Source organism: Enterococcus sp. DIV0970a (assembly GCF_051711265.1).
Classification (GTDB): domain Bacteria; phylum Bacillota; class Bacilli; order Lactobacillales; family Enterococcaceae; genus Enterococcus_D; species Enterococcus_D casseliflavus.
Map to the genome: position 1 here is coordinate 492,594 of NZ_JBIOMF010000001.1, position 13,785 is coordinate 506,378.

13 protein-coding genes and 1 pseudogene are annotated in these 13,785 nt (G+C 42.1%); 10 read left to right on the forward strand and 4 right to left on the reverse strand.

Going from position 1 to position 13,785, the window contains the following annotated elements; genetic code table 11:
• The first annotated feature begins 13 nt into the window (after positions 1-13).
• The 8 genes from IGK14_RS02310 (at position 14) to sufB (ending at position 7,609) form a co-directional block, all read left to right on the forward strand.
• Entirely contained in the window at positions 14-886 is an 873-nt protein-coding gene (locus IGK14_RS02310) for a carbohydrate ABC transporter permease (protein ID WP_010748766.1), read from the forward strand.
• Between the two features lie 11 nt (positions 887-897).
• Positions 898-1,554 carry a hypothetical protein gene (locus tag IGK14_RS02315; RefSeq protein ID WP_010748767.1) on the forward strand — a complete coding sequence of 219 codons (657 nt, stop codon included), beginning with the start codon at positions 898-900 and terminating at the stop codon, positions 1,552-1,554.
• A 60-nt stretch (positions 1,555-1,614) separates the two neighbouring features.
• The gene (locus IGK14_RS02320) at positions 1,615-2,157 is read left to right on the forward strand and encodes a GNAT family N-acetyltransferase (protein ID WP_010748768.1); all 543 of its coding nucleotides are present in this window, start codon (positions 1,615-1,617) and stop codon (positions 2,155-2,157) included.
• A gap of 226 nt (positions 2,158-2,383) precedes the next feature.
• Positions 2,384-3,157, forward strand: a complete 774-nt coding sequence (gene sufC / locus IGK14_RS02325) for a Fe-S cluster assembly ATPase SufC (protein ID WP_005227367.1) — start codon at positions 2,384-2,386, stop codon at positions 3,155-3,157.
• Positions 3,158-3,170: 13 nt separating this feature from the next.
• Positions 3,171-4,475, forward strand: a complete 1,305-nt coding sequence (sufD, locus tag IGK14_RS02330; RefSeq protein ID WP_010748769.1) for a Fe-S cluster assembly protein SufD — start codon at positions 3,171-3,173, stop codon at positions 4,473-4,475.
• Positions 4,472-5,716: a cysteine desulfurase gene (locus IGK14_RS02335; protein ID WP_010748770.1), complete on the forward strand. Its 1,245-nt coding sequence runs from the start codon at positions 4,472-4,474 to the stop codon at positions 5,714-5,716. Before sufD ends, IGK14_RS02335 begins: the two co-directional genes overlap by 4 nt.
• Entirely contained in the window at positions 5,694-6,188 is a 495-nt protein-coding gene (sufU, locus tag IGK14_RS02340) for a Fe-S cluster assembly sulfur transfer protein SufU (protein ID WP_005232105.1), read from the forward strand. Before IGK14_RS02335 ends, sufU begins: the two co-directional genes overlap by 23 nt.
• 29 nt (positions 6,189-6,217) lie before the next feature.
• Positions 6,218-7,609 (forward strand): Fe-S cluster assembly protein SufB, encoded by a 1,392-nt coding sequence (sufB, locus tag IGK14_RS02345; protein WP_005232103.1) that lies wholly within the window; start codon positions 6,218-6,220, stop codon positions 7,607-7,609.
• A gap of 133 nt (positions 7,610-7,742) precedes the next feature.
• Here the strand turns inward: sufB and IGK14_RS02350 are convergent.
• Positions 7,743-9,036: pseudogene (locus IGK14_RS02350) on the reverse strand (ISL3 family transposase).
• Positions 9,037-9,355: 319 nt separating this feature from the next.
• A complete protein-coding gene (locus IGK14_RS02355) occupies positions 9,356-10,426 on the reverse strand; it encodes an MATE family efflux transporter (protein WP_230209419.1) in 1,071 nt (356 codons plus the stop codon).
• A gap of 390 nt (positions 10,427-10,816) precedes the next feature.
• Here IGK14_RS02355 and IGK14_RS02360 point away from each other — a divergent pair, with 390 nt between their 5' ends.
• Positions 10,817-11,251 (forward strand): hypothetical protein, encoded by a 435-nt coding sequence (locus IGK14_RS02360; protein ID WP_438711539.1) that lies wholly within the window; start codon positions 10,817-10,819, stop codon positions 11,249-11,251.
• Between the two features lie 93 nt (positions 11,252-11,344).
• Complete coding sequence (locus IGK14_RS02365) at positions 11,345-12,631, forward strand: hypothetical protein (RefSeq protein ID WP_010748775.1); 1,287 nt, start codon at positions 11,345-11,347, stop codon at positions 12,629-12,631.
• Positions 12,632-12,901: 270 nt separating this feature from the next.
• On the opposite strand, the gene IGK14_RS02370 is transcribed toward IGK14_RS02365, so the two are convergent.
• Together IGK14_RS02370 and IGK14_RS02375 are read right to left on the reverse strand one after the other, a co-directional pair.
• A complete protein-coding gene (locus tag IGK14_RS02370; protein WP_010748776.1) occupies positions 12,902-13,210 on the reverse strand; it encodes a hypothetical protein in 309 nt (102 codons plus the stop codon).
• 174 nt (positions 13,211-13,384) lie between these two features.
• A complete protein-coding gene (locus IGK14_RS02375) occupies positions 13,385-13,672 on the reverse strand; it encodes a hypothetical protein (protein ID WP_010748777.1) in 288 nt (95 codons plus the stop codon).
• Positions 13,673-13,785: the final 113 nt, after the last annotated feature.

Consider the following 13,785-nt stretch of genomic DNA (forward strand, 5'->3'; position numbering starts at 1 on the left):
GGAGGGAGTACAGATGGAAAATACACTGAGTAAAAAGAATGTTCAAGCCAAACCAAAACAAAAAGCCAAGCTGTCGGTCGGCAGTGTCTCCTTGATTCTTTTATTAACATTTCTCGCGTTAGTGACACTGATCCCGTTTCTTTGGATGATCTCTGCTTCTTTTAAGACCAATAACGATGTTTTTAGCGTACCGATCCAATGGATTCCAAAAAGTTGGCACCCAGAAAACTATACGGTGATCTGGGATCGCATTCCTTTGCTGACTTTTTTCAAGAACACAGCATTTTTGAGCATCATCATTACCTTGATCCAACTGTTTACCTCTAGCTTTGCGGCTTATGGGTTTTCGAAGATGCATTTCAAAGGACGCGACCTGTTGTTTCTGACATACATCGGTACGATTGCGATTCCTTGGCAATCCTATATGATTCCTCAGTTCATCATGATGCGCCAGTTCGGGCTGACAGACACGCTTTGGTCTTTGGTCCTCTTACAAGCCTTCAGTGCCTTTGGCGTCTTTTTGTTGAAACAATACTATAGTAGTATTCCTGATTCATTGTGTGAAAGTGCGCGGATCGACGGCTTGAGTGAGTGGGGGATCTATCGAAAAATCATTCTACCACTGACGAAGCCCGCTTTAGCGAGTCTGACCATCATCACCTTCGTCAATACATGGAACGATTATATGGGACCATTTATCTACCTTTCCTCAACCGAAAACAAAACCATTCAGTTAGGGTTGAAAATGTTTGTCGGCTTATATGATGCCGAGTACGCCCTGATCATGGCAGCATCTGTGGTCTCCATTTTGCCAGTAGCGATCGTCTTTTTAGCAATGCAAAAATACTTCGTAGAAGGAATCGCTACTTCGGGAATGAAAAATTGAGGTGATCAATCATGTTTACCAAACCTACCTTTGAAAACAATCTTTACATGCGGATCTTCCGCTGGCTATATATTGGCTTTGCCCTGAATATCAGTTTTTGGGTCGTGAATACACCCTACACCCTCACGGCAATGTTCTTGGCAGTCGATCCTAGAAACCTCCTTTGGTTTGCATTGGCACTCTTGCTGATTGGGCCAAGCATGATCAGCCTCCTGGCTGCGATCGATCGCTTTGCAGAACACAAAGACATCGATCCAGTAAAAGATTTCTGCTACTTTTTACGAACCTTTGCCGTGCGCGGGTTTCTCTATTGGCTCATCGGCTGGCTGGGAAGTGTCATTGCGATCGTGGATATTCTGTTTGCGGTTCAATTTGAAAGTGGCAAATGGCTCGTTCCTTTCTTTCTTTTGTTAGGGATGCTTTCCATAGCTCTAAGTATCAACGCTTGGTACTTCCAAGTGCGTAATCCAAAAGCCGCTAAGAAAGATGTCCTGCGTACCGCACTTTTCTTCACTTTGAAAAAATGGCCTGTTAGTTTGTTAGCAACCTTTTTGTTTGTTGCCGTTTTTGTCGCCTTGATTTTGAAGCCGCAATTTGGCTTTACTCTTTTTCCAGTCCTTTTTTTCGGACTCCTTTATTTAAACTTACGGAAATTTCAGATAAAATAGAAAGAAAGTCGTCTACGAATAAAGGAGACGACTTTTTTTAGGAGAAAGGGGGGCTTGAAGATGGCAGAAACAGTCACACTTCAACCGATTACGGAAGAAATGATTGCTGAACTTTGGTCGATCAGCTATGGGCCTAAGGCAGATTTAGAATGGAAAAAATGGGACGGACCGTATTTCCAAGACCCCGTGTTGACGTGGGAAGAATTTCGAACGGGGTTTGGTGCTAGCTGCATCGACAACCCGTTACGTAAAGCGATCAGCTATCAAGGAAGAATCGTGGGGATCGCGACCGCTTACTGGGAAGACAATACCTTGCAGCAGTGGTTGGAATTCGGGATAGCCATCTATGATGCTTCCCTTTGGAATCAAGGGATTGGCAGCCAAGCAATTCGCCAGTGGATCAATGAGTTGTTTGAATCACAGCCTCATATCCAGCGTGTCGGTTATACCACGTGGTCGGGCAATCACCGCATGATGAAACTAGGAGAAAAGCTAGGGATGACCAAAGAAGCCCAGATCCGCAAAGTCCGTTTCTGGGAAGGCACCTATTATGATTCCATCAAGTATGGCATCTTGCGAGAAGAATGGGCACAGCAGAAGTGAAGGTAGGGGATGCGACAGCCAATGTCGTATTCCTTTTTCTTTTTTACAACAAATCAAAAAAATTTCTAGCATTACAGACAATAACCATGTACTATCTCTATGTAATACTTTATAATAATTCCAATGTACAGATTAGAAATATTTTAAAAAAGTCGGGAATAGCGTTTGAAGTTCATTCTCAATTAGTCTAAAATAGTGAGAAAGAAAAGATACTGGAGGGAAAGAAATGTCAGTTTTAGAAATCAAAAATCTACACGTCCAAATCGAAGATAAAAAGATCTTAAAAGGCGTTGACTTAGTGTTAAAAACTGGAGAGATTCATGCCATCATGGGACCAAACGGTACAGGGAAATCAACCTTGTCCGCTGCCATCATGGGCAACCCGAATTATGAAGTGACAGAAGGGGAAATTTTGTTCGACGGCGAAAACGTCTTGGAAATGGAAGTGGATGAGCGAGCTCGTTTAGGTCTGTTCTTGGCGATGCAATACCCAAGCGAAATTCCAGGCATCACCAATGCAGAATTCATGCGGGCAGCGATCAATGCCAAACGTGACGAAGACGACAAAATCTCTGTCATGGATTTCTTGAAAAAATTAGATGAAAAAATGGATTTATTGAATATGCCCGAAGAAATGGCGGAACGCTATTTGAATGAAGGCTTCTCTGGTGGAGAAAAGAAACGAAATGAAATCTTACAATTGTTGATGCTAGAGCCAACCTTTGCGATTTTGGATGAGATCGACTCTGGTCTAGATATCGATGCCTTGAAAGTCGTAGCAAAAGGCGTCAATGAAATGCGCGGCGAAGGCTTTGGCGCTTTAATCATCACCCATTACCAACGTCTGTTAAACTACATCACACCAGACGTGGTTCATATCATGATGGAAGGCCGTGTCGTGATGACCGGTTCGGCAGATTTAGCCAAACGCCTAGAAGCAGAAGGCTATGCTGGGATCAGTAAAGAGTTAGGGATCGACTACAAAGAAGAAGAAGCGTAAGGAGGCAAGGTAAATGGCAAAATTACAGGATTATCTTGAACAAGTCAACGTTTTTTCAGCGTTAAAAGAAGAGCCTGAATGGATGTTGGAATTACGCCAAGCAGCCCTTGCGAAAGTGGATGAACTTGCGTTTCCAAAAATCGAGCGGGTGCGTTACGAGCGTTGGCCATTGTTCAATATCGACGAACAAGCACTTGCTGGTGAGTACGCTTTGTCAGAAGAAGAAGTGGCAGGCGCAGTTCCCGCCTTTGACGCGATGGATAACCATCCGACCCTCGTTCAGTTTGATGACACCACCATCTTTGAGCAATTACCGCAAGAGTTGATCGACAAAGGCGTGATCTTCACTGACTTGTTTACAGCAATGAAAGAAGTACCAGAGTTGGTCAATCAATACTACATGACCAAAGCAGTGCCAATGGATGAAGATAAAATGACCGCAGCACATGCGGCGTTTATGAATAGCGGCATGTTCTTGTATGTACCAAAAAACGTGGTGATCGAAGAACCCCTTGAAGCGATTTTCTATCACAATGGCAATAGTCAAGCGCATTTCTTCAAACACATTTTGATCGTTGCTGATGAGCACAGTGAGTTCAGCTACTTGGAACGTTTCCAAACCAAAGGCGACCAAGCGAAAAAACTGTCTGGCAATATCGTAGTGGAAGTGATCGCCAAAGCAGGTGCGAAGGTCAAATTCTCTGCGATTGATCAGTTAGGTATCAACATCACTACGTACATGAATCGTCGCGGCTACGTATTACGAGATGCGATGGTAGATTGGGCGATCGGAGTCATGAATGACGGCGACGTCGTGGCGGACTTTGATTCTGATCTTGTAGGCGAAGGCGCGCATTCGGAAGTCAAAGCGGTCGCAATCAGTGCTGGGCGTCAAACACAAGGAATCGACACCCGTGTTACCAACAAAGCACCGCATTCTATTGGCCATATCCTGCAACACGGCGTCATTAGAGAACGCGGCGTCTTAACCTTTAACGGTATCGGACACATTTTAAAAGGAGCAAAAGGGGCGGACGCGCAACAAGAAAGTCGGGTCTTGATGCTTTCTGACCAAGCCCGTGGCGATGCCAACCCAATCCTTTTGATCGACGAACACGAAGTAACAGCCGGACACGCAGCCAGTGTGGGACGGGTCGATCCAGAAGAAATGTACTACTTGATGAGTCGTGGGCTGCGCAAAGCAGAAGCGGAACGTTTGGTGATTCGTGGTTTCTTAGGCTCCGTCTTGACCGCGATCCCAGTCAAAGAAGTGCAACAAGAATTGGTTGCCGTTATCGAAGGGAAGTTACTCGCATGATCGATGCCCAAAAAGTGAAACAAGCGTTTCCCATCTTGGATCAGCTCGTAAATGACGAACCATTGATCTACCTCGACAATGCCGCCACTACGCAAAAACCAGAGGCGGTGCTGCAGGCGATCACCGATTATTACCATCAAGACAATGCCAACGTTCATCGTGGGGTCCATACCCTCGCAGAACGGGCGACCCATTCCTATGAAGGCGCACGGGAAAAAGTGCGCCGCTTTATCCATGCGAATGAAACGGCGGAAGTGCTGTTTACTCGAGGGACGACCACTGGTTTAAATTGGGTCTCCCGCAGCTACGGCGACCGTTTTGTCAATGAAGGCGATGAAATCGTGATTTCCTATATGGAGCATCACTCCAATATCATCCCTTGGCAACAATTAGCAGCCCGAAAAAAAGCTACCTTGAAATATATCCAGCTGACGCCAGAAGGCACCTTGGACATGGAAGATGCCAAGAAACAGATCACAGACAAAACCGCCATCGTTTCGATCGCTCACGTTTCCAATGTTTTAGGCGTGATCAATCCGATTGCGGAGCTAACCAAATTGGCGCATCAGCACCAAGCCGTCATGGTGGTGGATGGTGCTCAGGCTGTTCCACATATGGCAGTTGATGTCCAAGCACTGGATTGTGATTTCTATGCCTTTTCTGGCCATAAAATGTGCGGACCAACTGGCATCGGTGTCTTATACGGCAAACGGCAATGGCTGGATCAGATGGAGCCCGTCGAATTTGGCGGTGAAATGATCGATTTTGTCCATCTGCAAGAAAGCACGTGGAAAGAACTGCCGTGGAAATTTGAAGCGGGCACACCCAATATTGCCGGCGCGATCGGCTTAGGTGCAGCGGTGGATTACTTAACAGAAATCGGCTTAGAAAACATCCACGCCCATGAAGCAGACTTAGCTGCCTACGTTTTGCCCAAACTGCAAGCCATTGAAGGTTTGACCATCTATGGTCCCCAAGAAGCAGCAAAACGCACGGGAGTGATCGCCTTTAATCTAGCTGGCATCCATCCTCATGATGTTGCCACCGCTTTAGACATGGAAGGCATCGCGGTACGGGCAGGTCATCATTGTGCCCAACCCCTCTTGAGCTATTTGCAAGTCCCAGCGACTGCACGGGCCAGCTTTTACCTGTATAATACAAGAGAGGACGCCGATCGACTGGTTGACGCCATCAAGCTGACGAAGGAGTTTTTCCAACATGGCACTAACGAAATTAGATAATTTGTATCGACAAGTCATTCTGGATCATTCCAGCCACCCACATCATCGGGGCACCTTGGATGATTCAACGTACAAAGTCGAATTGAATAACCCTACCTGTGGCGACGTGATCCACTTGGAGCTCGCTGTCGAAGGAGACACCATCAAAGACATCGCGTTTACTGGCGAAGGCTGTTCCATCAGTACCGCCAGTGCATCCATGATGGGGGATGCGATTATCGGTAAGACACTAGCAGAAGCTGGTGAACTATCAGGCTTGTTTTCTGAGCTCGTCCAAGGAAACGACATTCCCCAAAGCGATCGCTTAGGCGATGCTTCCATGCTTGGAGGTGTGGCGAAGTTTCCTGCACGCATCAAGTGTGCGACTTTAGCTTGGAAAGCATTAGAAAAAGCCATTGCTGCCGACAGTACACAAGCATCTGTCAGTCACAGCCACGCCAATGAATCTGACACTGAAGAAACCAGCGAATAGACAACCGCACTACAAAAGGAGTGAGAACCATGGGTGTACCCGAATTAGAAGAATATAAATTTGGCTTCCACGATGACGTGCAGCCTGTTTTTAGTACCGGCGAAGGATTGACCGAAGACATCGTCCGTGAAATCTCACGGGTCAAGCAAGAGCCAGAATGGATGCTTGAGTTCCGCTTGAAGTCTCTTGAAGCCTTCAACAAGATGCCCATGCAAAACTGGGGCCCAGACCTGTCTGACATCGATTTTGATGCCATCAAATATTACCAAAAACCAAGTGATCGTCCTGCCCGTGATTGGGATGACGTACCAGAAAAAATCAAAGAGACCTTTGAACGCATTGGCATTCCAGAAGCCGAGCGGGCATACCTGGCTGGCGCTTCTGCTCAATACGAATCAGAAGTCGTTTACCACAACATGAAAGAAGAGTTTGAAAAACTTGGCATCGTCTTTACCGATACCGATTCAGCCTTGAAGGAATACCCTGAGCTGTTCAAACAATACTTTTCAAAATTAGTCCCACCAACCGATAACAAGCTTGCTGCTTTAAACTCAGCCGTTTGGTCAGGTGGTACCTTTATCTATGTACCAAAAGGCGTTCGTGTCGATGTGCCATTACAAACCTATTTCCGGATCAATGCCGAAAATACCGGTCAGTTTGAACGCACATTGATCATCGTTGACGAAGGCGCCAGCGTTCATTATGTTGAAGGCTGTACCGCCCCAACCTATTCAAGCAATAGTTTGCACGCAGCCATCGTTGAAATTTTCACCCTAAAAGACGCTTACTGCCGCTACACCACCATTCAAAACTGGTCAGACAACGTCTATAACCTAGTAACCAAACGGGCCAAAGCCTTAGAAGGTGCTACCGTTGAATGGATCGATGGCAACCTAGGTGCCAAAACAACCATGAAATACCCAAGTGTGTATCTTGATGGCAAAGGCGCACGGGGCACGATGCTTTCCATTGCCTTTGCAGGTGCCAACCAAATCCAAGATACTGGTGCAAAAATGATCCATAACGCACCAAACACCTCCAGCTCCATCGTCTCAAAATCAATTTCTAAAGACGGCGGTGCAGTAAACTATCGTGGACAAGTCACCTTCGGCAAGAAGAGCGCAGGCTCTATCTCCCATATCGAGTGTGACACTATCATCATGGATGACCTATCGAAATCCGATACCATCCCATTCAATGAGATTCACAACAGCCAAGTGTCCCTAGAACACGAAGCCAAAGTCTCCAAAATCTCAGAAGAACAACTATACTACCTAATGAGTCGCGGCCTCTCCGAAAGCGAAGCAACCGAAATGATCGTCATGGGATTCGTCGAACCATTCACCAAAGAATTACCGATGGAATACGCAGTCGAATTGAACCGGTTAATTAGTTATGAGATGGAAGGTTCTGTGGGGTAATTGAATTGCATAAGCTAGAAATGCCTATTTGAAGGCGTTTCTGGCTTTTTTTGCTCTTTGTCAATAAGGACTGATGAGTTGTGCAAAATCAAATCTGGGTCAGAATGAACTACATTCTGGCTCAGATTTTTTGTTATCTTACATTGATTATTTGATTGATCAAAAAGATTCTAATTCTCATGTTCTCGGATGATTTAAATCCGTAGGATACTCGTTTCATTGTCTTTATGTGGGTATTCTTCGCTTCTATTTTCCAGTGGAATAAGGTTAGATCATTGCGTTGGTAATGCCTTCTTCATAGGTCAGAAGGTTTTGAAGCTTCTCCCGAAAGCCACCATCTAACGTTTCTGGAAGTTCTGCCAATAAGGAGAAAAATAAGTCAGGGTCTTTGTCTCGAAAGGCTTCAACTAATTCATGAAAAATGGGATACGCCTCCTTTAGGGGCGTAGAAAACTCAAGCAATCGATCAATCATCATTTCTTCAGTAAGAAATGGGTATTTTGGTGCTCGGAAACTTTTCCATGTTTTGTATTCATAATGGTTGATGTTTGCACGATTTTTTAGCAAAAAGCGCCAGTTCTTTTTCAGTTTTTCTGCCTGGCTTTTCTGTCCTGCTTTACGAAGTTCATTCATTTCACGGATACGCAACTCATTGAACGCTTGATTCATGTGTTTGACAATATGAAACCGATCAATCACTACTTTCGCATTTGGCAGAACACGTTTGGTGAGCTGGAAGTAGGCGGCGTTCATGTCTGTCACCAAGAATTCTACTTCTTCTGGATTGGTACAACCTAAGAAATAGCTTGTTAATCGAGGTAATTTACGCATAGGCAAAACATCTATTAATTTTCCTGTTTCGCCATCTGCGCAAATAAAGCTCATTTTATCTTCTATGGAAGCATGCGAGCGAAATTCATCAACCATCAATACTCTGGGGAGAATCTTCTTAGATTGCTTTGGCAAATAGCTTTTAAACTCTTTCAATGTACGAATAACGGTGGTCAAAGATACCTGACAGCTTTTCGCAATAAAAGATAAAGATACTTTTTCAGTCAGTAAAGAAGCAATTTTATATCTAACATGATTTGCGATTGAATGTCTGGGTTGGACAAAATAACTTTGAGTAGTCCAATGGGTGCGGCAGTTTTTACAGGTATAGCGCTGCTTTTTTAGGCGCATAACCAAAGGCATATGATTGCATTGTTCAAAACGGACAATCGTTTCCTTCTTCCCATTTTTCACTATAATTGCTTTCCCGTTTCCATCTACCACAGTAGAACCACAACTTCTACAAGCTCGAGGAGTAGGCGAGAGAACAGCATCGACGACCAACGTCTTTTTCTTCTGAAGGGTCTCGTAAGAGACCTCTGTAATCATCAAATCTTTCTCTATTATTCTCAGCATTTTTTGATAGAATCATTCATATAGCATATCGTCCTCTCAGTTTGTTTATTTTGTGGTGATTTAATCATACTAGAGAACGATATGTTTTTTAATATCTAAAATGAAAATGGGGCTGAAGAATCAATTCTGATTCATCAGTCCCATAAATTATAGAGCCCTTTTTTCATGTGAAAACAATTACCACTTACGTCAACGTATGCTGATACCATTTCTTCCCTCAAAATCGCAGCAAGAAAATCAGGCCCCGAACGCCCCATTCGATGGTCATCACGACATAAATCCCTGTCAATCCAAAAACAAAACGATACGAGCCAAGTACCCCATACCAATCCGGAAAATTTAAATCGAAAGCAGCGAAGCGATGGTCGTGAAGTTGGTATCGCCAGCAGCGCGCAATGCAGCAGGCAAAATGAAGACAATGCTCCAAGTTAGAAAGTGCATCACGATGGCAATCAAATAAAGCCGATAAATCGCTGGAACAATAACTGCCGGCGGATTGAACAGGCGCATCCCATATGAAAAGAAGGGCAGCAGACTTAAGTTAATCACAAGAAACGCCACCATACCAGTCAAAACAAAGGCCTTCGTAAACTTCTTGGCGTCTGCAATATTGCCCCGTCCAATACTTTGGCCCACGATTGGCACAAGTGATGTGGCCAAGGCGCTAGGAATGATTTCTAAAATCTGAATCCCTGAAGACGCAATCGCGTTGGTAGCAATCACATTGGTTCCAAAACTGACGATCATTGTTTGGATAATGATTTTTCCGCCATAAAAAAACAAAGAGTCAGCAGCAAAGGGAATACTGATCTTTAACACTTTGCTGATGACTTTCATGCGAATATGCATAAGTCTTCTTTCTTTAATATAAAGAGCCCGCGATTGATGCGCAATGTGTAGACAGCAAAGAGCAACCCAATCATCCCCATGCCTAATACATGCAAAAAGAGAATATTGAAGACAATGTAGACAAAGTTCATTAGCAAAGACAATTTTAAATGAGGCCTTCGTGTGGCCAATCCATCTCAAACTGCCATTGGTTCCTTCTAATATTGCTTGCAATCGGTATGAGGCCAATAGACCCAACAAATAAATCTTGGCATGGTCCAAAACCAGCGACTCTGCTTGTCCGAATAACAACTGCAAGATACCTTTCTGAAAAACAGCAATCAAAATACTGACTGAACAGGCCAAAAAGACGGTACCGTAGACTGTGCCACTGCACACTTTGCTATGTTGTTTGCGCTCTTTTTTGGCGAAATATTGTGCCATCAAGACTGTTCCACCCAATCCGACAGCAGTAAACGTATTGACCAAGAAGAAATGCAAACTGCCAACCATACTGACCACACTAACTGTTTCTGTACCAGCGGAGCTGATCATCGCTGTATTGACAAAATTAAAACTCACAAGAAAAAATTAATCGAGGATCACGGGTAACACAAGAGCGAGGATAAACGGATAAGCAATATCTTGCCCGAAATAAACATTCTTTAGCCAATTGCCGCTATGATGCAGGATAGACTTGATCATATTCAACGAGGACACACCTTATATTTAATTTTGCACACGGTTTCATTTTTATGCTATCGTTTATGGTAGCTTATGTCAATGTGGAATAAGTCGCAGGATGTGCAAATTGGCGAAATTGTAAAGGTTTATCTCGGATTTTTTATCACCTGACAAAAAGGATTAGGTGTTTTATGAAAAAGACAGTGGAAACGCAAAATATACCTTGCTACGACTGAAAGTAAAGGCTATTATAATCTTGTTAATAAATAAAATAAGGGTGGTAAAAAAATGAAAGAGTACCAAGATATTATGGATAAATATCAGAAACAAAAGCAATACTATAAAAAAGTCATAGTAGTATCTATCGGATTGATCCTACTAGCAAGCCTCATCGTTTTTTTAGATGTGGTAAGAATCAATCCTTTGCTTGTTTATTTGGTGGGAATGAGCACTGCTCTTTTTTATGCAAATAAAACTCGTGTTGAAAGTAAATCATATGCACAATTAAAAAAATATTTGCGAAAAGCAAATCCAAAATTATTACAACAAGAAGCGCTTGTCTTTTTTATTGACCAACAACTCAATAAACTTCCTCAAGAAGAAGCAAGTGGTCTTTTTGATTGGTTAGCAGAAGAAAAAAATGGCAAGACAAGAAGGAACGGTCATATTTCCATGGAAAAGTGGATGAATTGCGTGCGTATTATTTGTTCCTCAACGATATGACCGATGATGAAGAGAATGGGGAAATCACTTTGGATACATTTCGGGCATTAGGAATAAACAAATATAAAGAGTTGGTCTAATAGGAGAGAAAGAATGAAATTAAGAAAAGAGTTATTAGGGATTGTTTTGGCTTTTTCAATGACAGGGATCATTGCAACCTCTGTGAATGCAAATGCCTACCAAGATGTCTATGATCAGCAAGAAAAACAAGAACAAAAAATCAATAAATTGCTTCAATCAGTGTTTATCTCAGAAGATGAACAAAGCACATTAGAACATGAATTGACCTCGTTTGATCAAGTGAAGGATCGTGAAAATAGACAAGGTTTATTGGATTTGATTGCGCAAAGTGAAGCAACGCTCGCAAAAGTTGAAAAGAATGTGTCATCTGCAGAAGCCAATGCCGTTAAAACAGAACTTAGCCAAATCAAAACACAACTAAATGCGTTGGCTAAAAAAAGCGATGAAGCGTTTATTACCAAAGATGATCAAACGCAAATCAATGAAATCACAGAGAAGTATCAAACGGTATTTGGAACCAGTGAGATTACACCTGTCAGGTCTTTAGCAAATGAAGTAACAACACTGGCTAAAGCAGTCGAGAGGCATCAAAAAGAACTGATTTCTCTAGTTGATAAGCTCAAAGAAGATAACAAAGCAACAGATACATTGCTGAAAAAAGACTATTTGTCAGAGCGCGATAAAAAAGACTTAACGCAAAACAAAGCAGTCAACCAAACATTTTTCGAAGATGCAGATGAAAAGACAGCTGTTGAAGAACGACAGAGTGATTCGGCGAAGCTGATTGAAAACATCAGGCAAAAGCAAGAAGCGACTGCTAAAGAATTCAAAGACTATGAATTTAAAGCCAAATCACTGATTAAAGAAACAACATTATTGCTTGATGATGGTGATCTTACGAAGGATGAAACAAAAGAGCTTACAACTGCGAAAACAACTCTGGAAGATTCATTGGCGTTGAAAGATTACTCACCAGGTACCTTAAAAGATGACTTTGCTGCATTGGATAGTCAATATGACAGTGCAAAGACAAGCAGTGACAAACGGATCGCTGATAAGAAGAAAGAAGCCGAAGCGGCTGCAAAAGCTGAGCGTGAGAAACAGGCCAAAGAACAAGCAGAAGCCGCAGAGCAAGCGAAAGCTAATGAGGAAGCAAATCAGGCGAATGCCAACCAAGCCACCCCATCTCCTTCATTGGTTGGCGAATGGTACCAAGCACCTGCAGGGTATAAGTTCTTGAAGGTCGAAAGTGGCAAGACCTATGGACAAGTAAAGATTCCAGAGAACTTCACGTTGATTACAGATTCAGAAGCACAGAGTTATAGTCCGGGTCATGGTAACGGATATGCGAAGCAATAATGAATAGCCACGCCAGACAGACCAAATTTGAGTATTTGGTCTGTTTTTCTATATGCAAAAAATAAACGAATAATAACGATGTAACAGATGCCTTTGTTTTCGTTCATCAAAATACTACCTTATTAATAATTGGAATAATTTTATCGTAAAGTAATAGTTTTAGAATATTCGGACTGTTTTCTCGTCCAAAAAGAAGTTGGCAAATCGAAGAAAAAAACTGATTGATAACGGTATCAATCAGTAAGAGCTTAAAACGATCGAAGATTAGTATTACTTAGCATCGTTTTCTTTAAAGTAGTCATCAATGTAATCCTTAATTTTTTCAAAGTCTTTAGTCAGAAAAAATTTAGAAGGGACTTTTATGATGGGGAGGTTATTTTCATTATCAAAAGGAGCGAATGGCTCAGGAAATACCAAGTAATCAACAGTATCTTTATCTCTCAGATAATTGATTGAAACATCGTAAAACGGTGAAAAATAGTCTTTGAGGCTTGTGTCTCTTTGATAAAGAACACCTGGAGTTAATGGTGTGTAAGATAATCCATTGCTCAAAACTAAGACAAAACAAATTCTTTTCATAAAAAATCACCTTTCCTTTCGACTAGATACTAGCGTCATCTCAACAGTGAAGGATTCGTTATTTATTTGGTAAATCTAATTTAATAAGCAAATGGATAAAAAGTAGTGAGTAATAGAAAAAGGATTCAGTCGTTGGCTAAAAGGGAACCAGCAATCACAAGTTGTTCCTTTACTTTAAAAAACAAGAGATAGGAAAATACCAAGAACAATTATGATTAAGATTTCTAATGCTCCTTCCAAAAATAAATTGTTGTTTTTTAAAAATATCGTTTTCTTTTTATAAGGAAACCAAAATGACTGGTTTGCATAGTCTGGCGGATATACGGAATCTAAAATACCACTGATAAAAAGTAATGGAATAGCTTTGAAAATATTGTCATGGAAGGCTAAATAAATATAGTATGTTAATAAAGAAATTTGAGCGATCCGCAGATATCTTAGGCTGGTAACTGTATGGTTCATCAAATCATCCTTTCGTAAATGATTATCGCATATTGAATGGTTTAGTCAAATTAAAATTATAAAATATTTATTTATTTTAATATTGAAAAATAAATTATTTTAAATTAATAAAC

What these genes read in the sequence shown, in the direction of transcription:
- IGK14_RS02310 (WP_010748766.1), top strand. Translation starts at nt 14, where the DNA reads ATGGAAAATACACTGAGTAAAAAGAATGTTCAAGCCAAACCAAAACAA.
- IGK14_RS02315 (WP_010748767.1), top strand. Translation starts at nt 898, where the DNA reads ATGTTTACCAAACCTACCTTTGAAAACAATCTTTACATGCGGATCTTC.
- IGK14_RS02320 (WP_010748768.1), top strand. Translation starts at nt 1,615, where the DNA reads ATGGCAGAAACAGTCACACTTCAACCGATTACGGAAGAAATGATTGCT.
- sufC (WP_005227367.1), top strand. Translation starts at nt 2,384, where the DNA reads ATGTCAGTTTTAGAAATCAAAAATCTACACGTCCAAATCGAAGATAAA.
- sufD (WP_010748769.1), top strand. Translation starts at nt 3,171, where the DNA reads ATGGCAAAATTACAGGATTATCTTGAACAAGTCAACGTTTTTTCAGCG.
- IGK14_RS02335 (WP_010748770.1), top strand. Translation starts at nt 4,472, where the DNA reads ATGATCGATGCCCAAAAAGTGAAACAAGCGTTTCCCATCTTGGATCAG.
- sufU (WP_005232105.1), top strand. Translation starts at nt 5,694, where the DNA reads ATGGCACTAACGAAATTAGATAATTTGTATCGACAAGTCATTCTGGAT.
- sufB (WP_005232103.1), top strand. Translation starts at nt 6,218, where the DNA reads ATGGGTGTACCCGAATTAGAAGAATATAAATTTGGCTTCCACGATGAC.
- IGK14_RS02360 (WP_438711539.1), top strand. Translation starts at nt 10,817, where the DNA reads ATGAAAGAGTACCAAGATATTATGGATAAATATCAGAAACAAAAGCAA.
- IGK14_RS02365 (WP_010748775.1), top strand. Translation starts at nt 11,345, where the DNA reads ATGAAATTAAGAAAAGAGTTATTAGGGATTGTTTTGGCTTTTTCAATG.
- IGK14_RS02370 (WP_010748776.1), bottom strand. Translation starts at nt 13,210, where the DNA reads ATGAAAAGAATTTGTTTTGTCTTAGTTTTGAGCAATGGATTATCTTAC.
- IGK14_RS02375 (WP_010748777.1), bottom strand. Translation starts at nt 13,672, where the DNA reads ATGAACCATACAGTTACCAGCCTAAGATATCTGCGGATCGCTCAAATT.